Annotated in this window: 20 protein-coding genes and 1 tRNA gene; 7 read left to right on the plus strand and 14 right to left on the minus strand. The window is 60.9% G+C overall.

Translation table 11 applies throughout. The features are described 5' to 3' along the window. Position 1: 1 nt before the first annotated feature. The 8 genes from CIT25_RS29225 to CIT25_RS29260 all read right to left on the minus strand — a co-directional run bounded on the left by CIT25_RS29225 (position 2) and on the right by CIT25_RS29260 (position 8,051). Positions 2-472, minus strand: coding sequence for a YbaK/EbsC family protein (locus tag CIT25_RS29225; protein ID WP_095488640.1), 471 nt, complete (start codon positions 470-472; stop codon positions 2-4). Positions 473-487: 15 nt separating this feature from the next. Beyond that, on the minus strand, positions 488-1,306 hold the full coding sequence (locus CIT25_RS29230) for an MBL fold metallo-hydrolase (RefSeq protein ID WP_095488641.1): 819 nt from the start codon (positions 1,304-1,306) through the stop codon (positions 488-490). Positions 1,307-1,309: 3 nt separating this feature from the next. After that, the gene (locus tag CIT25_RS29235) at positions 1,310-2,104 is read right to left on the minus strand and encodes a TatD family hydrolase (RefSeq protein ID WP_095488642.1); all 795 of its coding nucleotides are present in this window, start codon (positions 2,102-2,104) and stop codon (positions 1,310-1,312) included. Next, entirely contained in the window at positions 2,104-3,657 is a 1,554-nt protein-coding gene (gene metG, locus CIT25_RS29240) for a methionine--tRNA ligase (RefSeq protein WP_095488643.1), read from the minus strand. The genes CIT25_RS29235 and metG overlap by 1 nt, the downstream gene beginning before the upstream one ends. An 82-nt stretch (positions 3,658-3,739) precedes the next feature. After that, entirely contained in the window at positions 3,740-4,795 is a 1,056-nt protein-coding gene (locus CIT25_RS29245) for a DNA polymerase III subunit delta' (protein ID WP_095488644.1), read from the minus strand. Continuing rightward, the gene (gene tmk / locus CIT25_RS29250) at positions 4,792-5,466 is read right to left on the minus strand and encodes a dTMP kinase (RefSeq protein ID WP_095488645.1); all 675 of its coding nucleotides are present in this window, start codon (positions 5,464-5,466) and stop codon (positions 4,792-4,794) included. Before tmk ends, CIT25_RS29245 begins: the two co-directional genes overlap by 4 nt. 71 nt (positions 5,467-5,537) lie before the next feature. Beyond that, a complete protein-coding gene (locus CIT25_RS29255) occupies positions 5,538-6,704 on the minus strand; it encodes a D-alanyl-D-alanine carboxypeptidase family protein (protein WP_095488646.1) in 1,167 nt (388 codons plus the stop codon). 114 nt (positions 6,705-6,818) lie between these two features. After that, entirely contained in the window at positions 6,819-8,051 is a 1,233-nt protein-coding gene (locus CIT25_RS29260) for a septal ring lytic transglycosylase RlpA family protein (protein ID WP_095488647.1), read from the minus strand. 417 nt (positions 8,052-8,468) lie between these two features. Between CIT25_RS29260 and CIT25_RS29265 the strand changes: the two genes are divergently transcribed. Next, positions 8,469-8,558: transfer RNA gene (locus CIT25_RS29265), tRNA-Ser, on the plus strand. 770 nt (positions 8,559-9,328) lie between these two features. Here the strand turns inward: CIT25_RS29265 and CIT25_RS29270 are convergent. The 3 genes from CIT25_RS29270 to CIT25_RS29280 form a co-directional block, all read right to left on the minus strand. Next, positions 9,329-9,958 carry a hypothetical protein gene (locus CIT25_RS29270; protein ID WP_245330030.1) on the minus strand — a complete coding sequence of 210 codons (630 nt, stop codon included), beginning with the start codon at positions 9,956-9,958 and terminating at the stop codon, positions 9,329-9,331. A 31-nt stretch (positions 9,959-9,989) separates the two neighbouring features. Continuing rightward, positions 9,990-11,072: an FAD-binding oxidoreductase gene (locus tag CIT25_RS29275; protein ID WP_158302665.1), complete on the minus strand. Its 1,083-nt coding sequence runs from the start codon at positions 11,070-11,072 to the stop codon at positions 9,990-9,992. Positions 11,073-11,162: 90 nt separating this feature from the next. Further along, positions 11,163-12,020: a LysR family transcriptional regulator gene (locus CIT25_RS29280; RefSeq protein WP_095488650.1), complete on the minus strand. Its 858-nt coding sequence runs from the start codon at positions 12,018-12,020 to the stop codon at positions 11,163-11,165. A 133-nt stretch (positions 12,021-12,153) separates the two neighbouring features. Here CIT25_RS29280 and CIT25_RS29285 point away from each other — a divergent pair, with 133 nt between their 5' ends. From CIT25_RS29285 to CIT25_RS29310, 6 genes are all read left to right on the plus strand, one after another. Continuing rightward, positions 12,154-13,236, plus strand: a complete 1,083-nt coding sequence (locus CIT25_RS29285; RefSeq protein WP_095488651.1) for an amidohydrolase family protein — start codon at positions 12,154-12,156, stop codon at positions 13,234-13,236. Between the two features lie 12 nt (positions 13,237-13,248). Next, entirely contained in the window at positions 13,249-13,602 is a 354-nt protein-coding gene (locus CIT25_RS29290; protein ID WP_023797723.1) for a Rieske (2Fe-2S) protein, read from the plus strand. 114 nt (positions 13,603-13,716) lie between these two features. Then, entirely contained in the window at positions 13,717-15,324 is a 1,608-nt protein-coding gene (locus CIT25_RS29295; RefSeq protein WP_245330031.1) for an ABC transporter substrate-binding protein, read from the plus strand. Positions 15,325-15,397: 73 nt separating this feature from the next. Beyond that, positions 15,398-16,444: an ABC transporter permease gene (locus CIT25_RS29300; RefSeq protein WP_095488652.1), complete on the plus strand. Its 1,047-nt coding sequence runs from the start codon at positions 15,398-15,400 to the stop codon at positions 16,442-16,444. Beyond that, positions 16,441-17,325 (plus strand): ABC transporter permease, encoded by an 885-nt coding sequence (locus CIT25_RS29305; protein ID WP_095488653.1) that lies wholly within the window; start codon positions 16,441-16,443, stop codon positions 17,323-17,325. The genes CIT25_RS29300 and CIT25_RS29305 overlap by 4 nt, the downstream gene beginning before the upstream one ends. Then, on the plus strand, positions 17,315-18,967 hold the full coding sequence (locus tag CIT25_RS29310; RefSeq protein WP_095488654.1) for an ABC transporter ATP-binding protein: 1,653 nt from the start codon (positions 17,315-17,317) through the stop codon (positions 18,965-18,967). The genes CIT25_RS29305 and CIT25_RS29310 overlap by 11 nt, the downstream gene beginning before the upstream one ends. Positions 18,968-19,113: 146 nt before the next feature. Here CIT25_RS29310 and CIT25_RS29315 read toward each other — a convergent pair whose 3' ends face one another. From CIT25_RS29315 to CIT25_RS37790, 3 genes are read right to left on the minus strand one after another with little or no spacing between them, the layout of a single operon-like run. After that, positions 19,114-19,518 (minus strand): hypothetical protein, encoded by a 405-nt coding sequence (locus CIT25_RS29315; protein WP_095488655.1) that lies wholly within the window; start codon positions 19,516-19,518, stop codon positions 19,114-19,116. Beyond that, positions 19,515-20,834 carry a recombinase family protein gene (locus CIT25_RS29320; protein WP_095488671.1) on the minus strand — a complete coding sequence of 440 codons (1,320 nt, stop codon included), beginning with the start codon at positions 20,832-20,834 and terminating at the stop codon, positions 19,515-19,517. Before CIT25_RS29320 ends, CIT25_RS29315 begins: the two co-directional genes overlap by 4 nt. Before the next feature lie 2 nt (positions 20,835-20,836). Further along, on the minus strand, positions 20,837-21,064 hold the full coding sequence (locus tag CIT25_RS37790) for a DUF2924 domain-containing protein (RefSeq protein ID WP_337125803.1): 228 nt from the start codon (positions 21,062-21,064) through the stop codon (positions 20,837-20,839). Positions 21,065-21,094: the final 30 nt, after the last annotated feature.

A 21,094-nucleotide genomic window follows, 5' to 3' on the forward strand; every position in this document is an offset into this window, starting at 1 on the left:
CTCAGACTGCCAGCGTCGCTACGACAGCCTGTGCTGCCTTGACCATTGCGTGTGGCTCGGCTGCGAACACGGCGTCGTGCGCGCCGGCTGCGGCCCATACACGGTCGAAGCCGAGCAGTGTTTCGTCGGCGAACGCAGGGATCGCAATCAGATGGCCGATTGGGGCTACGCCGCCGATGGCAAAGCCGGTTTCGTCGCGGATCTGCCGCGGGTCGGCGTGCTTCAGCGGCTCGCCGGTCAGCGCGGCAGCCTTGGCGAGATCGAGCTGGTTGGAGCCGGAAACCAGGAAGAGAAACAGCTTTCCGCTAGCTTCTCCCTGGAAAACCAATGATTTGACGATCTGTGCAACCGTGCAGCCGCATTGCGCGGCGGCTTCCTCAGCGGTGCGTGTCGAGGCACCCATGCGCCTGATCTCGATGTCGAGGCCGGCATCGGCCGCTGCCCTGGCCACACGATCAATGCTGCCAACCATGAAGAACCGAGCCTGTTATACTGATTCAAAAGGGATTTCGATCGTCATGCCGTCATGGGCTGGCTCGACGTTATCAGGCGTCTCGGCCATCACCGTGGCGTAGTCAAGCGGCACATGCATATGCGTCAGCACGGCCTTTTTCGGCGCCAGTTTTTCGATCCAGCCGAGTGCTTGGCCGAGCGACAGATGGCTCGGGTGCGTCCTGTATTGCAGCGCGTCGATGACCAGCATGTCCAGATCGCGCAGCCGTTCGACCGTGGCGTCGGGGAAATCACTGATATCGGGGCAATAGGCGAGCCCGCCTATGCGAAAACCAAGCGATATGATGTCGCCATGGATCTGCGGCAGCGGCTCGAGGGTGAGGGCACCCCCCTCGCCTTCGATTACGACCGGCCTGGCGTGGTCGATGATATGGGGCTCGACAATGGGCGGATAGGAACTGCCCAGCGGTGTTTCGAAACAGTAGCTGAACGCTTCCCTTAACCGCAGCATGGTGGGCTGGTCGGCGTGGATATCGATGAGATGACGCTGCTCGAGCACGAAGCCACGCAAATCGTCGATGCCGTGGATATGGTCGGCATGCGGATGCGTATAGACGACCGCATCGATGCGCCTGACCGATGCCAGCAGCATTTGCTCGCGGAAATCCGGCCCGGTGTCGATGACGACTGTGGTTCTGTCGCCGTTCGCCGCGATCCGCTCGACGAGCGCTGCGGTGCGCATGCGCCGGTTCCTCGGATTGGCTGGGTCGCAATTGCCCCAGTCGCCGGTGATGCGCGGCGTGCCCGGCGATGAGCCGCAGCCGAGAATGGTGAGGCGCAGCCGGTCGCTCATGCGTCAGGCGCTCAGCGCACTTGGGCGCGGCATCTTCTCGAACAGCCGGAAGAAATTGTCCGTGGTGACGGCAGCGATTTCGGCCTCGCTGACACCGATCGTTTCGGCCAGCACCTTGGCTGTATGCGCCACATACGCAGGCTCGTTGCGCTTGCCGCGAAAGGGTATCGGCGCAAGATATGGCGCGTCGGTTTCGACCAGCAGTCGGTCGTGTGGCACGTCGGCAGCGATGGCGCGCAGCTCGGCCGAATTCTTGAAGGTCAGGATGCCGGAAAAGGAAACGTAGCCGCCGAGCGCCACGCCGACTTCGGCCAGCCTGCGCCCGGACGAAAAACAGTGCAGGATGAAGGGGAAGGCGCCCTTCCCTGTTTCGTCCTCGAGGATATCGGCCATGTCGCTGTCGGCGTCACGCGAATGGATGACCAGCGGCAGGCCAGTCTCGCGCGCGGCAGCGATATGGATGCGAAAACCCTGCGCCTGCGCATCGCGCGGCGCGTGATCGTAGAAATAGTCGAGCCCGGCCTCGCCGATCGCCACGACTTTTGGATGAGCGGATAGCCGGACAAGATCCTCGGCCGACACGTCCAGCTCTTCGGCGGCATTGTGCGGATGGGTGCCAACCGAGCAATAGACTTCGTCGAAAGAGTCAGCTATTTCAAGTACTTGTTTGAATCTCTTCACACGTGTCGAGATCGTCACCATGCGGCCGATTCCAGCGGCTAGAGCGCGGGCGACGATGGCCGCCCGCTCCTCTGCGAAATCCGGAAAGTCGAGATGGCAGTGACTGTCGACCAGCATTAGGCGCTTGCATCCGTTTGCTCGACGTAACGTGGAAACACGCCTTCCGGCGCGGGCAAAGCAACCCCTGATGCCAGCGCATAGTCCGCGTGGACATGCACGAAATCGCGGCTGTCTGCCGGCACAGCCAGCAGGTCGAGCAGCTTAGCGGCCGATCCCGGAATGAAGGGCTGGCAGAGCAGCGCCACGCGTCGGATGATTTCTGCGGTCGTCCACAGCACCGTTTCCATACGCGCCGGATCGGTCTTTCTGAGCGCCCAGGGTTCCTGCGAGGCGAAGTAGCGATCGGCCTCCGCCACCACGCCGAAGATCGCCGCAAGCGCTAGATGGATGCCCTGCTCCGCCATCGTCTTGCGTGCAGTAGCAAGCGCCTCCACCGCCTGGTCGAGGATCGCCCTGTCGGCCTCCGCCAGATCGCTGCGCTTCGGCACTACGCCGCCGCAGTTCTTGGCGATCATCGACAGCGAGCGCTGCGCCAGATTGCCAAGGCCATTGGCGAGGTCGGCATTGGTGCGGTTGACGATGGCCTCGTGGCTATAGCTGCCGTCCTGGCCGAACGGCACCTCGCGCAGGAAGAAATAGCGCACCTGGTCGAGGCCGTAATGCTCGACCATCGCGAACGGGTCGATGACGTTGCCCACCGATTTCGACATCTTCTCGCCGCGGTTGAACAGGAAGCCGTGACCGAAGACGCGCTTCGGCAAGGGGATTCCGGCCGACATCAGGAAGGCAGGCCAATAGACTGCGTGGAAGCGCACGATGTCCTTGCCGATGATGTGTGCATCGGCAGGCCAGAAGCGCCAATTGTCAGCATTTTCATTTGGATAACCGACACCGGTAATGTAATTTGTCAGAGCGTCGACCCAGACATACATCACATGCTTCTCGTCACCCGGCACCGGCACGCCCCAGTCGAAGGTGGTGCGCGAGATCGACAGATCCTTCAATCCTGACTTGACGAAGCTCATCACTTCGTTGCGCCGCTCGGCCGGGCCGATGAAATCGGGTTGGCTTTCGTAAAGCGTGATGAGCTTGTCCTGATAGGCCGACAGGCGGAAGAAATAGCTCTCTTCCTCGACCCATTCGACCGGGGTTCCCTGCGGTCCGTAGCGGACATTGTCGGCGCGGACTTCGGTCTCCTCCTCGCCGTAGTAGGCTTCGTCGCGCACCGAATACCAACCGGCATAGCCGCCCTTGTAGATGTCGCCATTGGCAGCCATCGCCTTCCAGATCGCCTGCGAGGCCGCATAGTGACGTTCTTCGGTAGTGCGGATGAAATCGTCGTTGGAGGCATTGAGCGCGATTGCCATGCGCTGGAAATCGGCCGCGTTGCGGTCGGCCAGTTCACGCGCGGGAATGCCTTCCCGCTTCGCCGTCTGCAGCATCTTGATGCCGTGCTCGTCGGTGCCGGTGAGGAAGAAGACTTGCTTGCCGTCGAGCCGCTGAAAGCGGGCGAGTGCGTCGGTGGCGATCAATTCGTAGGCATGGCCTATATGCGGCTTGCCATTGGGATAGGAAATCGCGGTGGTAATGTAGAATGTGTCGCGTGACATGAATTAACCGTCATGAATGTCTGAATGAAGATGTAGCGGTGAGATATCGCATCGAAACGGCGATTGCCATCCCGATGGGCCGTCACATTCGCATTGCAGAATTCAGGCGGTCGATCATGGTCAAGGCGTGCTGCTTCTTGTCGAGATTGTAGGTGTCGGTCTCAGATATAGCGTTCAAAGCCTCGTGCCAAGTATCCGACAGTGTTTTCGCCCGCGCCAGATCGCCCGCCAGCGCGGCCTGGCTTGCGCCGGTCGAGAGCAGGTCGAGCGCACGGCGATTGAAGATATCGAACTGGATCGCCTGGTCGCGACCGGCGACCGCCTCCGCGAGGCGATAGGCGCCGGCAACATCGCTCTTCCTCGCTGTCGCCAGGGCGTCGAGCGTCTCGGCGATTTCCAGCCCGCCATACTGCGTCAGCAGGATTGCGGTGCGCGCGCTGCCCCCTGCCCGCTTGGCCAATGCCGCGCGCGCCGCGGGTTCGTCCGGCGGCGGTGGCTCGACGTTCTCCAGAACCGCCATCAGGCTCTCGGCATCGAGCGGCGCCAGCCGCACCATCTGGCAGCGCGAGCGGATCGTCGGCAGCAGGCTGCCCGGTGCATGGACGATGAGGATGAACAGTGTGCGTGCCGGTGGTTCTTCAAGGTTCTTCAACAAGGCATTGGCCGCATTGACATTCATGTCGTCGGCCGGATCGACGATCACCACCCTGTAGCTGCCATCATGCGAGGTCAGCGACAGGAAGCGGCTGACCTTGCGGATCTCGTCGACGGTGACGACCGTCTTGAAGCTTTTCGTCTTGTCGTTCGGCGGGCGGGTCAGATGCAGCACCGAAGGATGTGCGCCGGTGGCGATCTGGCGAAACAGCGATGACGCCGGATCAGGAACGGCGAGAACGTCCGGCGCCTGTTCGAATGCGGGATGCTTCAGCAGATGATGCGCCAGATGGAAGGCAAGCGTTGCCTTGCCGATGCCGACCGGTCCGACAAAGATCAGTGCATGCGGCAGCTTCCCGGAGCGATAGGCGGCGGCCAGCATGTTCGCCGCCTGGCCATGTCCGACCAGACGCGGGGTCTCGGACGGCTCCGGCACGCCGTCGAGCGTGTCGTGCTGTTCTGGTGCGATCCGTTCGAAAATCATCCTGGCGACGCCTGCTTCCTGTGCGCCGGCGTCATCGTCTCCAGAGCCGCGAACACGGCAGCGGTGACGACATTCTCCACCGTGTCGGGGTCGGCGGAGGCGTCGACGACAATGCAGCGCTCGGGCTCCGCCGCGGCAATCGCCAGAAAGGCTTCGCGGCGGCGCTGATGGATATCAAGCGTTTCCTTTTCGAAGCGGTCGGCGCCGGCATCGGTGCCCCGCCGTGCCGTGGCGCGCCGCAATCCTTCGGCCGGGTCGATATCGAAGATCAGCGTCATGTCGGGCACCATGCCGTTGATGGCGACCTTTTCCAGCGCGCCCATGAACGCCGGATCGAGGCCGCCGGTGACGCCCTGGTAGACGCGCGAGGAGTCCATGAAGCGATCACAAAGCACGATCGAGCCGCGTTCGACCGCCGGCCGAATGACCTGCTCGACATGGTCGGAGCGCGCGGCGGCGAAAAGCAGCGCCTCCATCCTGGGGCCGAACGGTTCGGCAGCGCCGGAAAGCAGGACATGCCTGACCGCCTCCGCGCCGGGCGAGCCGCCCGGCTCACGCGTGACAAGGACATCGTATTTCTTGGCGCGCATCTTGCTGGCCAGCCGCTCGATCTGCGTCGACTTGCCTGCCCCCTCTCCGCCTTCGAAGGTGATGAAAAATCCGTGCACCAATCAAAAAGCCTTCTTCCATACTGCGGGAACCGTAATAGTCCCGGTCAGAAAAAAGGTCCACCGCAACGGTGCTAACGCAGCCAGCCGACGGCCAGTTCCTTGACGGCGTCGAGCGCGCGCCGCGGCAGCGAGCCAACGCCAACCGATTCGGCCGCGAAAAGCGGCGTCTCCTGGCTCAGCGTATCACCGATCCAGACCCGCAGTGCACCCACCGGCTGCCCCTCCTCCACGGGCGCTGCAACCGGTCCGTCATAGACGATCTTGGCGGTCAGCTTGTCGCGGTTGGCGATGGGCAGGAAGGTATTCACCGGCCCTTTTGCCTTCAGCGCCACGCCGGATTTCGCACCGCCGAAAACCTGGGCTTCGCCGACCACTTCGTCCTTGGCGAAAATCTCCGTCTTCTGGAAGGCGCGAACGCCCCAGTCGAGCAGCTTCCGCGCTTCCTCGGCGCGCTCGCGGTCGCTTTTTAGTCCGCTCATCGCCGCGATGATGCGGGCGCCATTGTGGCTGACCGAGCCAACGATGCCGAAGCCGGATGCCTCGCTCATGCCGACAGCCAAGCCGTCCGCGCCGATATCCATCGCCAGCAGCGGGTTGCGGTTCCTCTGAGTGATCTTGTTCCAGGTGAAGTCCGTCTGGCCATAGTAGCGATAGAAGTCCGGGTACTCGCGCCAGATATGCAGGGCCAGAAGGGCAAGCTCTCGAACCGTCGTTTGCTGACCTTCGGCCGGCAGACCGGTTGAATTGACGAATGTCGATTTCGCGAGGCCAATCTGCCTTGCGCGGTTGGTCATCTCAGTCGCGAAATTCGCCTCGGATCCGGCGAAGCCTTCGGCGATGATGATGCAGCCGTCATTGGCTGCCTGGATCGTCACGCCCTGAATCAGGTCTTCAAGCCGGATCGTCGATTTGAGCTTGGCAAACATTGTCGATGTTCCGGATGGCGCGCCGCCCGTGCGCCATGCGTTCTCACTCACCGCGAATGTGTCGTCGAGCGTCACGCGCCCCGACTTGATGGCGTTGAAAACCACCTCCATCGTCATCAGCTTGGCCAGTGACGCCGGCGGCATCGGCTTGTCGGCGTCCTTGGAAAACAGCACCGTCCCGGTTTCGGCATCGATCATGAAGGCCTGTGCGGCCTTGGTCTCGAAAAGCTGCGCCGCGGCCGGGGCCAGCGAGAGCAGCAGGAGGCCAAAACCCAGGAGCCCGGCGACAGGCGCGGCGAAGCGAGATTTCATGAGAGGTTCGACCTGTCAGCCGGCATTTCTGGGCAAGCTCTACAAGCTATCAGGCTTTGTCTCGGCCGATCAACCGCGCCTTGGACAACTGGGCAAAACTTCAGGTTTTGCCGGTCAGTTCCGAACCACGAGCGCGTCCGGTGCGCCATGTGACCATGCCGCCTGCAGCATCTCGTCCAGGCTGCCATGGCCGTCCGGATAGAGATTGACCGAATACCAGTCCTTGCCTTCGAATTCAGAGCGCTGGATTTCGGCCTTGCCGAAGCCGGAAAGCTGGGTGGCCACACGCTGCGCCTCGGCAGCATCCTCAAACGAACCCGCCGCGATATAGTCCGTGGGCGAACCGGCCGAAGGCGCTTGCCGCTTCCACGATTGAAGGATTTCGGCGGGCGACATGCCGGTGCCATCCAGCGCGGCAAAGACATTGGTGGCACGCTGCACGCGCTCGTCCGCATAAGACAGCGACGCCACTGTGAACGGCGATTGCGCCGGCAGATTGATTTCCGGACGTTCCGGCACGATCGGCCCGAAATCGGGCAGCGTCACATTGCCAGCGGCCGGCGTCTGCGCCGACAGGACAGGCTGTGCGGATGCGGAATTCGTCAACTGACCGGGAAATGGAGCGGCGGCAGCACCCAACGCGGTGCTCGGCGATGGTCCATTCATGGCGATCATGACACCGGTGGGCAAGCCGTCCGATGGATCCGGCGCCCTGTTGCCGGGATGGTAGGAGGCCATCAGATACTGATCGTCACTGCCGTCAAGCGGCGCACGGCCGACATATTCGACCTTCACCTTTGCCGTGCCGATGTTTGCATAGTCGAGCATTTCGGCGGCACGTTTCGACACATCGATGATGCGCCCGTCATGGTAGGGTCCGCGGTCGTTGACGCGCACGATGATCGAACTGCCGGTCTTCATATTGGTGACTCGCGCATAGCTCGGCAGCGGCATGGTGGGATGCGCGCCGGTCAGATGCGTCATGTCGTAGACTTCGCCGTTGGCGGTCAGCCGGCCGTGGAAGGCGTCGCCATACCAGGAGGCGAGGCCCACCTTGGCGTAACGCTTGTCTTCCTTGGGATAATACCACTTGCCGCGCACCTGATAGGGCTTGCCCAACTGGTCGCGTCCGCCGCCACGCTGCAAGCCGGACTTCTTGAAGGTGACGCGCGGACTGGCCTTTACGCCATATTCGGATTCGGCAAAATACTCCTTGGAGCGAGGCTTCTTGTTGACCATCGCCTTCGGCTGTGGTGGCGCGGCGCAAGCCGCCAGCAAGGCAGCCGACAGGGCAAACAACGTGAAAGCGCAAGCGCGACGGAGATGCGGGCGCGCCGTGCTCTGCATGTTTCGATTGTCCCCTCTCAACAAAGGCACCGCAACTTGACTGTCGGCAGAGCTAAAACCCCTCGACAAATGCCAGCGCCACCTTGATTCGCAATCCCTTGTGCACCGGAATTGCTTATCACCGTATTAACCGATTGTGGTCGGAACCGGGCGAGATTGTGGCACAAACCGCCCCGGCGATCGCTGTGAAAAACCACGGCCTTTCGACCTTCGGTGCAGAGTGCTGTTCGTCCTGCTTCAGTCCCGCCGTCGAGCATCCATGCTCTGCCGTTGGCAGGAACGGGTTATGGCCGGTTGACAGGACTTCGTCGGGCGCACTAGAGCAATGAAGCGAGAACGGTCTTCGGGCGGCGCAGCAGTACCAACAGGTACAAATTAAGATTAGGACGAGCATCCAAGTGATTGAAAAATCACGACGGAGGGATGGCCGAGCGGTTTAAGGCACCGGTCTTGAAAACCGGCGTGGGTGCAAGCCCACCGTGGGTTCGAATCCCACTCCCTCCGCCAGATGCACCCTGCCCCAACATTCTCCGCCTTGATCTAGCAGGGTCGAAACCCCGCGCAACTGCGGGCTTTTCAGGCAAAGCTTGCAACCGCGCCGCCGGATGTTTCCGTCGAATGATCGTTCTCTCGGCTGATATTCTCCAAAGCTGTCAACCTCGCACTTTTAGTTCTCAGGTTTAGAGGCGAACAATTTCAATTGTTTCGTGATATCGGGATTATGCGAAGTTTAGCAGATCATTCGCTAGGCGATACGGATCCCATGGCCCTCTTGGGCAATCCCAGCCTGTGACGGTGAAATGGCGCCGTGCGCTATTGCCTACGCTCAGCGCCAAGCAATCACCGTCCTGTTTGGGCCGAAAGCGGTCAGGCAGCTTCTAATCTGAGATGTAAGTGAGCAGACATTCAGCTCGGCGCAGGCTCGGTCCTAAGCTGAACCAATGCGGACCTTCATGCCGGACCCTAACCCGGTGTAGAAGGCCGTGCTGGCCATTGGCGGGCATAACGTGCTCAGCGAGCAAGCTGATGACCCCGAACAGGTCTTGTACTCGTTCCTTTTGAAACTCATGCATCATCTGGATCAACTTTAACGCGCCAGCGGTGAGCTGGCCACATTCGTCGGCTCATTGGGTAAGGGACAGAGCTGGAGTGCGAACCAGCACCGAACATCTGGACCGAGTCGGTGGGCTCTGGCGATTGCCGGTGCCGGTTGAGCCCTGCCTGCCAGGCGAAAAGCGGAATACCATCGGCGGTCTCTCGCCAGTCTTGGAATCCGATCAATCCGTCTTCCGCATCGCCTGCGCGATCAGTCCGCCGGCAGCCAAGCCCAGAGCAAGCGCGACATACGTGGCGGCGATCGAGCGCTTCGAAAGCACGGTCTCCCAGCCTGGGGTGAGCCGCTTCGGTACGACGAGATAATCCACGACGGCTGCAATCATGGCCACTGCCGAGGCATCGCGCAGCATCAGCAGCGGCGACCGCTGAGGGTTTCGGGCGAGCCAAGCCTCGAACGGAGCGGCCCAGAACATGGCCGAGGCATGGTGGGTGCCGAAGCCCACCGCAGTGTGTGCGAGGTCGGCTTTCCTGACCGCACCGGCCTTATCGCCGTGCAGCCAGTGGCTGGTGGCGTTGGTCGGCTGCAGTGCGGATTTGCCTTCGGCTTTGGCCAGAAGGGCTAGAACCGCCGCCGTCACAAAGCTTACGACCGTGCCCGTCACGACCGTCGAAAGCCCCACATTCAAAAACCCGTTCACCTCAAACCTCCGCAAAACCAGTTCGCCCTCCTTTAATTGCCGAACCGAACCTCGGTTCCGTGTGTCGGCGATGCCGTGGCCTGAGCTGCTGGACCGCCCGCCGCCGGACAGGCCTGGCGCGAGGCAAGGCACAACCGGCTCGTGCGCGAGCACCCGGGCTTTCCATCAGGATTCGCAATGAGATTCAGAGATCGAGGCAAACAGTGCCTTGCGGCCGGCTGCAGCAGGCCAACACATAACCGGCCGCCTTCTCTTCAAGGCTGAGCCCTCCAAGGTCGTCCATCGCGACTTCACCCGAAAGCTTGACCGTCCGGCAAGTTCCGCAAATACCCTGCTGGCATGCGGTGGGAATGTGGAGCCCGCAATTGCGCGCCGCATCGAGCAGGGTCTCTTCGGGCGCACAAAGATGCTCTGCGCCGGACCGGGCGAAGCGGACGCGCGTAACGCCAGCGACAGCCGATTGCAGAGGCATGGAATTACCCACGGCGCCGCCGAAGCTTTCCTCGTGGTACTGCGAGGGTGCGATGCCGATCTCCGCGACACAGGTCCGAACCGTCTGCATAAACGGCTCGGGGCCGCAAACGTAAGACGTGCGCTGGTGAAGGTCCGGAGCCAGCCGCAAGAGCATGGGGCCGTCGATGCGACCCTTAGGGCCCTGCCACACCGAACCTTCCTGGCTGCAGATGAAGCTTACATTGACATTGGAGAATCGCGCGGCGAGCGCCTCCAACTCGGCGCGGAAGGCGATGTCGTCCGCCGTCCGAGCGCAGTGAATGAAACGGATGTCATGGCCAGATGCCCGGTCGGTTAGCGCCCGCAGCATCGACATAACGGGAGTGATGCCGCTGCCGCCGGAAAGGAAAAGCGGCTTCTCGCATGGTAGATCGTCGAAGTTGAAACGTCCGACCGGCCCTTCGATTTCAATGTCGTGGCCCGGCCGGAGATTGTCGTGAAGCCAGTTGGAAACAAGCCCGCCCTTCACCCGCTTCACCGTGATCTGCAGGTCGAGCGGTCGGGTCGGCGGCGAGGAAACCGAGTAGGATCTCGTTACCGTGGCGCCGTCGATCGTCAGGTGCAGTATCAGATATTGGCCTGCACTGAAGCTGAACATGTGGCCCGAAGCGGTGGAAAAGACGAATGTGCGGACATCGTGCGTCTCGTCGATGACGCGCCGGCAGCGGACGAACTGTCTTGCGCTCTCCGCCCATTGCCGTTGACGCATCGCCAGAGCGAAATCGGCAGTTGAAAAGGGAATGTGCGCGTTCATCATTTGACTCTGGTTTGCCTCGGCCAGAATGGCAGCCGGGATACTTTCAAAAAAGTGGCAGATGTCGGCTTTACAATCGGGTATTTCGATCTAACTTTCCATGGACATAACAGCCAGATGGAGCGCGCGAATCCCTCTGCGGATGATCGGCTCATGCTTGCGGCGCGCCAAAATAGCGGTGTGAACCGGCTGCTGAAGCGCGGGCGCACCCTCTACCACAAAAGATGGCCGCTCGGCGGTATACCGCCGAGCGTCGTCACTGCGCATATAGCAAGTGCCACCCATGCGCCGCAGCATCGCTTCGGCGAGCGTTTCCGAGCCCATCGAAAGACGGCCTATCGCCAATTGCGGCAGCGCCTCGGCGTGGGCTTTTTCAAGCGCGACCGTGTAGCCTGGCCGGATGTACGTGTCCGGATTGACCTCCGACAGGATACTGGCCGCAGTAGACACCATCACATATTCTTCGACCATCAGAGGATCGTAGGCGATTTCAGGGAGGTATCTGGGCGCGTAGACCACAGCAATATCGAGGTTTCCCAAGCTCAAATCGGAAATCATCTGCGGCGAATAGTCGGATTCTACGTGAATTGACGATTTCGGCAGCACTTGGAACAACGTCTCCACCCAACCTGGCAATATCGAGCGCGTCATCCCGACCTGGGCAGCGACGCGCAAGGTGCCTTCGAACCGGTTAAATGCCCGCACGTCATGGCGGGCCTGAGACCATGTCGACAGCATGGCGCGCGCATAAGCTTCAAAACGCCGCCCCGCCGCGGTCGGCTCGGCGCCGGCTCGTCCTCGCAGGAAGAGCTCCGAACCGATGGCCTGCTCCAGGTTCTTGATGCGGGTGCTCACTGTTGACTGCGTTACGCCCAAACGATCCGCAGTGCGGTTAAAATTTCGCGACTCCATGATGTCGAGAAAGGTCTCGATGTGATCCAGCTGCATGTCGCCTCCCAATCGAAAAACCCGATCGTATTAGCCCAAATCACAAGCTTGATCAAATAATGCCCAAGGCGGAAGCTGCCGTTGAAGAAGCCGGCTAGGTTAGCCGGCCTACCACGCCAGGGAGTTGGATAGGGTGTTCATAGTCGATTGCGATTGTCACAATTACTGGTCGAGCGCGACGGTGCTCGAGCCCTATCTTTCCGGCGTCTGGAAAGACATGTTCATGGAAGGCGAAAAAACTGGTCCGAGAGGCGCCTTCCCGCACGGGCACCGTCCCTGGTTTCACCCGCAGGACTTTTCCCGCAAGGATGTCAGGCCCGAGACCGAAGCCGACAATTATCTCATCATGAAGGAAAAGCACCTCGACAAATATAATATCGGGGCCGCCATCCTCACCGGCGACGAGCCGATAGAGGCTTCCACGCTAGCAAACCCATACTACGCTAGCGCGCTGGTCAGCGCCTATAACGACTACCAAATCGCCGAGTGGCTTCCCAAAGACAGCCGCTTCATGGGTTCGATCATCGTCGCGCCGCAGGATCCGAAGCTCGCAGCAGCCGAGATTCGCCGCCTCGGCAACCACCCCCGTATGGTCCAGGTTCTAGCCTCCCAAGGCTCGGTCAAACCGTACGGCGATCCCTTTTACCACCCCATTTTCGAGGCCTGCGCCGAAGTCGGGCTGCCATTTGCAATTCATCTGGGCGGTCATGGCGGCATAAACTGGAACGCGGTCGCGCCGGCTCCGACGACCTTTTTCTGGGAGACGCACGCAATTCTTCACATGTCGGCCTTGTCGCATGTTGCAAGCATGATCGCGCATGGCGTTTTCGAGAAATGGCCGGATCTATATTTCGTGCTCATCGAGTGCGGAGTGGCTTGGGTTCCGTCGGTATTGTGGCGACTGGACGCAGACTACAAAGCTCTGCGCAAGGAAACGCCGTGGCTGAAGATGCTGCCCTCCGAGTATTGCCGGCGCAATATTCGCTTCTCCACGCAACCACTGGAGCAGCCCGCGAACATTCAGCATCTCTGGTCCACTCTCGAAGCAATGGACGGCGAGAACACGCTGATGTTCGCCTCCGACTACCCGCATTGGGATTATGACGATGCCAACACGCTGCACATCCCGCCCGCCTGGAAAAGCAAGATCATGGGATTGAATGCGCTCGAGGTCTATAAACGCATTCCCCGCACGCAAGCGGCGAATGCCGCGTGACGGGAGCAAACCATGGCTGAGAAGACATACATTTGCCGCGTCGACGAAATCGAGACCGGAACTCCGTACATCGCCAAAATCCGCAGCCTTTCAGTCGGGGTTTTCCGCATCGGAGATTCATTCCATGCCTTGCTGAACGTTTGTCCGCACCGCGGCGCTCCGCTTTGCGAGGGACCGCAATGCGGAACCACGGCACCGGTCGACCAAGCGCAATTCATCTATCACCGCGAGAACGAAATCGTGCGCTGCGCCTGGCACGGGTGGGAATTCGACATAAAGACCGGTGCCGCTCTGGTCGACCCGGGCGTGCGTGCCCGAACATTCCCGGTCACGGTGGAAGCTGGTGAAATCTATGTAACGGCGTGAAATTTGCGTCAAACCGCCGGAAAAATCGAAAGGAGGCAAATCGGCTGAATCCACCAGATCTGCTCGATAAATGCCAACAACAAGAATGCGGGAAATCCGCAATGGGAGGAAGCAGTGTCGGAATCTGAATATAAACTGCGCTTAGCGCAAAACCTGATCGGCCGCGGCAAGGTTTCGCGCCGTGATTTCATCCATCTAGGGCTGGCGGCAGGCCTGACGGTCGCCGCCGCCGATATGCTCTTCGTGAGCGTGGCGCGGGCCGCACCGAAGCAGGGCGGCTTCGCCAAGCTCGGCATGGCGCATGGCGCGACGACGGATTCGATCGATCCGGCCGGCTATCCCGATACGTTCACGCAAACCGCCTTTTCGGGTGCCATGTCCAACAGCCTGACCGAGGTCGACGCGAAAGGCAGCATCCAGCCGGACCTTGCCGAGACCTTCGAGACCTCGGACGACGCGACAACATGGGTCTTCAAGCTGCGCAAAGGTGCGACCTTCCACAACGGCAAGACGATCACGGCGGACGACGTGGTCGCCTCTATGCAATATCATATGGGGGCCGACACCAAATCGGCGGCGAAGTCGCTGCTCGAATCGGTGACCAACATCAAGGCAGACGGCCCGGAAACGATCGTTTTCACACTAAACAGCGGGAATGCAGACTTTCCCTACATCATGAGCGACTATCACCTTGTCGTCATGCCTGCCAAGGACGGAAAGGCGGACTGGGAATCGGGCGTCCGGACCGGCGCCTTCGTGCTTGAGAACTTCCAGCCAGGCGTCTCGGCGAAGCTCAAGCGCAACCCCAATTACTTTAAGAACGGCAAACCCTATTTGGACGAGGTCGAGTTTATCGCCATCACGGACCTCGCCGCGCGTATGGCCGCGCTGTCAACCGGCGAGGTTGATTATATCGGCCGCGCCGACCTGAAAACGCTCGGCATGCTGAAGCGCAAGCCGAATATCGAGATCCTCGAGGTGACCGGCTACGGCCACTACACGCTGCCTATGAACGTGACGGTTGCGCCATTCGACAACCCCGATGTGCGCATGGCGTTGAAATGGGCCATCGATCGCGAGGAAATCGCGCAGAAGATTTTCCTTGGCCATGCAACTGTCGGAAATGACAACCCGATCGCACCGGCGATAAAGTTCGCCATCAATCCGGAGCCGCAGCACAAGTTCGATCCGGAAAAGGCGCGCTTCCATCTGAAAAAAGCGGGAATGGAAAATCTCAAGGTCGACCTTTCCGTCGCCGACGCCGCCTTCGCCGGCGCCGTGGACGCGGCCGCCCTCATCCGCGAGACGGCGGCCCAATGCGGCATCGATGTCAATGTGGTGCGCGAGGCCGAGGACGCCTATTGGGACAATGTCTGGCTCAAGAAACCGTGGTGCGCCTCCTATTGGAGCGGTCGTGCAACGGCCGACTGGATGTTCACGCAGGCCTACTCGGCGGATTCCAGCTGGAACGAGACGTTCTGGAAAAATGCCCGCTTCAACGAACTGCTGATCCAGGCACGCGCGGAGACCGACGAGGCCAAGCGCTCCGCGATGTATGCCGAAATGCAGCAGTTGACGCATGATGACGGCGGCGCCATCGTCCTGGTCTTCAACAATTTTGTAAGCGCCAAGTCCAAGAAACTGGCGCACGGCGAGCTGGCGCCGAACTGGGAGAATGACGGACTGAAGATGGCAGAGCGCTGGTGGGTAGCCAACGCGTGACGTTCGCCAGGCGAGGCCGCCCGCGGCGCGGGCGGTTCGCTCTTTTCAGGGGAAACGCTCGAAGGCACCGCCCATGAATCCGGTCGTTAGGACGGTTCTGCAGCGCCTGGGCCTCGGCCTGATCACGCTGTTCATCGTCACCATCATCATCTTTTCGGCGATTGCCATGCTTCCGGGCGATTTCGCCAAGGCTATGCTTGGGCAATCCGCGACGCCCGAGACGGTCGCCGCATTCCAGCGCGAGATCGGCATCGATCGTCCGCCGGTTGAGCGCTATTTCGCCTGGGTCGGACAGATCGTGCAGGGGGATTTCGGCTCTTCCTTCGCAAGCCGCACCGGCTACCGGCGCACGGTCGCCGAGATCATTGCGCCCCGGCTCTACAACACGATGTTCCTCGCCGTGATGACTGCCCTTATAGCGGTTCCACTCGCGCTGGGACTCGGCATTCTCGCCGCTCTCTACCGCAACAGCTGGTTCGACCGTGTGGTGAACACGGTGACGCTGACGACGATTTCATTCCCCGAATTCTTCGTCGCCTATATGCTGGCCTATCTCATCATCTCGCGCGACACGTTCATTGGAACCGAATTCGCACAATCCCTGCCCGAGTGGCTCGCGGCTTCGATCAACTGGGTCCTGAACCTGGTTCCCAAATTTCCGACACTGGCGAACATCAGCGACCGAACGCCGTTCTGGGAGCACGTCTGGCGCGCAGCGTTGCCGTCCATCACCCTCACGCTGGTGATTGTTGCCCATATGATGCGTATGACGCGCGTTGCGATTATCAACATGCTGGCAAGCCCCTATATCGACATGGCGCGGCTCAAGGGAATGTCGCCGATGGCAATCGTTCTCAGACACGCCCTGCCCAATGCCTGGGCGCCTATCGTCACGGTAATTGCGTTCAACCTCGCTTATCTCATCGTAGGCGTGGTCGTCGTCGAGGTGGTGTTCGTCTATCCCGGCATCGGCCAATTGATGGTCGATGCGGTGAAGTCCAGGGATGTTCCGGTCGTGCAAGCCTGCGCCCTAATCTTCGCAGCAACCTACATCCTGCTCAACCTGACCGCCGACATCATTTCCATCGCCACCAATCCGAGGCTTTTGCATCCGCGATGACCAGCACCGAACATGCCGTGGCGGTTCCGAGACAGAGGCGCACACGCGCCTCCCGGATAAAAACCGCACTCAAAAAGGCTCCATTCAGCGCTTGGTTCGGCATCGTGGTCATCCTTGGCTATGTCTTCGTCGCGCTGTTAGCGCCCTGGATAGCGCCGTACGGAGAAACGCAGGTTTTCACCGAGGCTTTCGCGCCTTGGAGCCAGGAGTTCATCGTCGGGACCGACCAACTCGGTCGCGACGTGCTCACCCGGCTGATCTATGGCGCGCGCAATACGATCGGCATCGCCTTCGCGACTACGCTTCTGTCCTTCGCGGTCGGCGTCACGCTCGGTTTGCTGGCCGCGATGTACCGGGGGTGGCTCGACCAGATTCTGTCGCGCGCGGTAGATGTGCTGATGTCGATCCCGAGCCTCATCTTCGCGCTGATGTTGCTATCCATCTTCGGTTCGTCGGTCACCAGCCTGATCCTCATCATCGCCCTGCTCGATTCGACCCGCGTATTCCGGCTGGCGCGCGCGGTCGGGCTGAATGTTGCCGTCATGGAATATGTCGAAGCCGCGCAACTGCGTGGCGAAGGGCCGAGATGGATTCTGACCAAGGAGATCCTGCCCAACGTACTGCCGCCGCTGATCGCGGAATTCGGCCTGCGCTTCTGTTTCGTTTTCCTCACCATCGCCGCGCTCTCCTTTCTCGGCGTCGGCATCCAGCCGCCGACTGCCGACTGGGGCTCGATGGTGCGGGAAAACGCTACCCTCATCACCTATGGCGACATCACTCCGCTCTTGCCGGCAGGCGCCATTGCCCTTCTCACGGTCTCGGTGAATTTCGTTGTCGACTGGTTCTTGCATGCGACAAGCGGGTTGCGCGATGAAAAGTAAGAATTCTGGCCAACGCGAAAAGGGCACGAAACTCCTCAGCGTTCGCAACCTTCACGTCGAAGGGTTTTCCGACGAGCGCTGGCATCCGATCGTTCGCGGTGTGGATCTCTCGCTAAACCGCGGTGAGGTTCTCGGCCTCATTGGCGAGTCCGGCGCCGGAAAGTCCACCATTGGGCTTGCCGCGATGGGATATGCCAAGCCAGGCTGCCGGATCACGCAAGGATCCATCCTGTTCGACGGGGTCGACCTCCTCGCCATGACGGAAACCGCACGGCGGCGGCTCCGAGGCTCGCGCATCGCCTATGTCGCGCAAAGCGCGGCCGCTTCCTTCAACCCGGCCCATCGGCTCCTCGATCAGACCGTCGAAACGGTCGTGGCGCACGGGATCGCCAGTCGCGAGGCAGCGAATCGGGATGCCATCAAACTTTACCGGCGTCTTCACCTGCCGGATCCGGAGACCATCGGCTTCCGCTATCCTCACCAGGTCTCCGGAGGACAGTTGCAGCGGGCTATGACGGCGATGGCTATGGCCTGCCGGCCCGACCTGATCATCTTCGACGAGCCGACGACGGCGCTCGATGTGACCACACAGGTCGAGGTCCTCGCCTCGATCCGCCAGATTGTCGAAGAATTCAACACTGCCGCGATCTACGTCACGCATGATCTGGCCGTGGTTGCGCAGATGGCGGACCGGATCATGGTTCTGCGCCATGGCCGTACTGTGGAGGAGGCCGAAACACGCCAGATGCTTGCCGCGCCGGCCGAAGACTATACGAGGACGCTCTGGGCGGTGCGAAAGCTAGCCAAACCCGAAGTGCCGGCCGCGGACCATCTGCTCACGATCGATAACATCACCGCCGCCTACGCAGGGAAAGTCAAGGTTCTGCAGGATGTATCGATCAAGGTGCCGCGCGGACGGACGGTAGCGGTCGTTGGTGAATCTGGTTCCGGTAAATCAACGCTCGCCCGCGTCATCACCGGCCTGCTGCCGCCGGTCTCGGGCTCGATCTCATTTGCGGGGCATCGTCTGCCAAGAACACTGAAAGAGAGGCCCAAAGACATTCTGCGCCGCATTCAGATGATCTACCAGATGCCTGACAACGCGCTCAATCCGCGTCAGACCGTCGAGGAAGTCATCTCCCGGCCACTCGAGTTCTATCTCGGCCTCAAAGGGGGGGCGTGCGACCGCCGGGTTGGCGAACTCATGCACATGATCGAGATGGACGAAAGCTTCCTCGATCGTCTGCCGAGCGAACTCTCGGGCGGTCAGAAGCAGCGCATCTGCATTGCCCGGGCGCTGGCTGCTAATCCGGAGCTCATCATCTGCGACGAGGTGACCTCAGCCCTCGACCAGATCGTACAGGAAGAGATCCTGAAGCTTCTTATGCGGCTGCAACAAGAATTCGGAGTCAGCTACATTTTCATCACGCACGACATCGCGACGGTGAGGGCAATCGCCGACGAAATTGTCGTCATGCATCAAGGCAAAGTCGTCGAGCAGGGGCTCAAGACCGAAATCCTGACGCCGCCGCATGCTCCGTATACCGAACTGCTTCTCTCCTCCGTGCCGGAGATGGATCCAGACTGGCTGACGAAGCTGCTGGAAACCCGGGAGCGCAAGCGGGTCGGCGCGGCGAACTGAATCCCAACGTATTGACCGCTTGGCTCCATTTCTCGCGCGAACGTCGGTTATGCCGCAACCGCGACGTCCAGAATGGTCGCAACAATGTCTGCTTTCAGGCAGTAGCAACGGTCACCTCAACGGCCGATATGGGGCGCAAAGCGGACCTAACATAGCAGCGCCCGTTGTGCGTGCCATTGCGCCGGTACCGGTTGAAGTAGATCAGCGGTGGTCATCGTGGCTGGTTGGTGCCCGTCGAGGACCGTCTCGACGATTGCCGGAGAAAGCAGCGTCAGTTGCAAGAGACGATTGACATATGAGGCGCTAATTTTCTCTACCTTGGCGATATCCTCCGCGCTCGCGTAGGCGCCCTGCTTCAGCATCTGCTGCCAGCGATAGGCGCGTGCGATCGCCTTGACGAGTGTATTGTCGACGCGTGGCCGAGCAGAGGCCCAACGCTCCTGGCCGACCGGCGCGACGATCAGCTTGCGCCCTCCCCGCTTGCGAAGCGTCAGCGGAACTTGGACGGTGATGATGTTGGTGTCGCTGCCGGTGTCGCTGTTGGTTATCATGTTGCGCTCGGGACATTTTGACGTTGAGCGAGATCGGCCGCAAGACCGACCAATCCCTCGGTGCGCAGGCGGATGGAAAGGCTGTCCATTGTCACGTCCACGCGTTCGACCAGCAACCGGACGATGCGTGCCTGCTCGGCGGGGAAGAGTTCATTCCAGAGCGGATCGAGTCCGAGCAGCGCCGCCCTCACCTCGTCTTCACTGATCTCGGCATCGTGTTCGCGCCCTGCTTTCCAGGTGGCGATGATGATCTCGGGAGCACGGAGGAGGACGCGCAACTGATCAATGACGGCTGCCTCGACCTCGGCCGCTGGCAGGCGCCCAACTGGGCATGCGCCAGTACCGTGCTTTAGCACCGATTGGCTAACATAGTAGCGGTAGAGCTTGCCTGCCTTGCGCGTATGGGTTGGCGACATCGCACATCCCGTCGGCCCAAATAGAAGACCCTTCAGCAGCGCCGGTGTCTGCGCGCGAGTGTTGGCTGCGCGTTTCCTCGATCCATCTGACAGGATAGCCTGCACCTTGGCCCAGAGGCCGCGGCTGATGATGGCCTGGTGTTCACCAGCATAGGAGGCACCCTTGTGCACGGCTTCGCCGACATAGACAGGGTTGTTGAGCAGCTTGTAGATTACGCCCTTGTCCAATGGACGGCCGCGACGGGTTAAAATCCCTTCGGCCGTCAAAATCCTGGAAAGGGTTGTTGCCGAGCCGGTCGAGATAAACCGCTCGAACACCATGCGGACATTTGCCGCCTCAGCCTCGTTGATGACCAGCTTGCGGTCCTTGATGTCGTAGCCGAGCGGCGCCCAGCCGCCCATCCACATGCCACGCTTTCGCGATGCGGCGAACTTGTCACGAATGCGCTCGCCAATCACCTCGCGTTCGAACTGCGCGAAGGAGAGGAGGATGTTGAGCGTCAACCTACCCATTGAGGTGGTGGTGTTAAAGCTCTGGGTCACCGAGACGAAGGTGACGTCGTTGGCATCAAAGGCTTCGACCAGCCGCGAGAAGTCCATGAGCGAGCGTGACAGGCGGTCGATCTTATAGACCACGACCACGTCGACCAGGCCCACGTCCATGTCGGTCAGCAGGCGCTTCAAGGCAGGGCGTTCCAGCGTCGCACCAGAGATCCCGCCATCATCGTAGTGATCGGGCACCAGAACCCAACCAAGGGCCTTCTGGCTGGCCACAAAGGCCTCACAGGCCTCGCGCTGCGCATCGAGCGAGTTGAACTCCATGTCGAGCCCCTCCTCGCTGGACTTGCGGGTGTAGACCGCGCAGCGCAGCTTGCGGACGATGGTCTTCGGGCCCGCCATGTTCATGACCGGCCCCTCGCCTTGCTGCAATGGTTCTTCAGGCCGAAAAACAGCCAGCCGTTCCAGCGCGTGCCGGTGATCGCGCGCGCGACTGAGGACAGCGACTGGTAAGGCCTGCCTTGCCATTCGTAGCCATCAGCAAGGACCGTCACGGTCTGCTCTACGCCCTGCCATTCACGCAGCAGTTGGGTGCCGGCAATTGGACGATCCTCACCGCGGCGGCGTCGCACCGCTACTTCGCCAGGCCGAGGCAGACGCCG

Source organism: Mesorhizobium mediterraneum, from assembly GCF_002284565.1.
GTDB classification, from domain to species: domain Bacteria; phylum Pseudomonadota; class Alphaproteobacteria; order Rhizobiales; family Rhizobiaceae; genus Mesorhizobium; species Mesorhizobium mediterraneum.

Coding starts and splice junctions, on each gene's coding strand:
- CIT25_RS29225 (WP_095488640.1), bottom strand. CDS start 472: ATGGTTGGCAGCATTGATCGTGTGGCCAGGGCAGCGGCCGATGCCGGC.
- CIT25_RS29230 (WP_095488641.1), bottom strand. CDS start 1,306: ATGAGCGACCGGCTGCGCCTCACCATTCTCGGCTGCGGCTCATCGCCG.
- CIT25_RS29235 (WP_095488642.1), bottom strand. CDS start 2,104: ATGCTGGTCGACAGTCACTGCCATCTCGACTTTCCGGATTTCGCAGAG.
- metG (WP_095488643.1), bottom strand. CDS start 3,657: ATGTCACGCGACACATTCTACATTACCACCGCGATTTCCTATCCCAAT.
- CIT25_RS29245 (WP_095488644.1), bottom strand. CDS start 4,795: ATGATTTTCGAACGGATCGCACCAGAACAGCACGACACGCTCGACGGC.
- CIT25_RS29255 (WP_095488646.1), bottom strand. CDS start 6,704: ATGAAATCTCGCTTCGCCGCGCCTGTCGCCGGGCTCCTGGGTTTTGGC.
- CIT25_RS29260 (WP_095488647.1), bottom strand. CDS start 8,051: ATGCAGAGCACGGCGCGCCCGCATCTCCGTCGCGCTTGCGCTTTCACG.
- CIT25_RS29275 (WP_158302665.1), bottom strand. CDS start 11,072: ATGAACGCGCACATTCCCTTTTCAACTGCCGATTTCGCTCTGGCGATG.
- CIT25_RS29280 (WP_095488650.1), bottom strand. CDS start 12,020: ATGCAGCTGGATCACATCGAGACCTTTCTCGACATCATGGAGTCGCGA.
- CIT25_RS29290 (WP_023797723.1), top strand. CDS start 13,249: ATGGCTGAGAAGACATACATTTGCCGCGTCGACGAAATCGAGACCGGA.
- CIT25_RS29300 (WP_095488652.1), top strand. CDS start 15,398: ATGAATCCGGTCGTTAGGACGGTTCTGCAGCGCCTGGGCCTCGGCCTG.
- CIT25_RS29305 (WP_095488653.1), top strand. CDS start 16,441: ATGACCAGCACCGAACATGCCGTGGCGGTTCCGAGACAGAGGCGCACA.
- CIT25_RS29310 (WP_095488654.1), top strand. CDS start 17,315: ATGAAAAGTAAGAATTCTGGCCAACGCGAAAAGGGCACGAAACTCCTC.
- CIT25_RS29315 (WP_095488655.1), bottom strand. CDS start 19,518: ATGATAACCAACAGCGACACCGGCAGCGACACCAACATCATCACCGTC.
- CIT25_RS29320 (WP_095488671.1), bottom strand. CDS start 20,834: ATGGCGGGCCCGAAGACCATCGTCCGCAAGCTGCGCTGCGCGGTCTAC.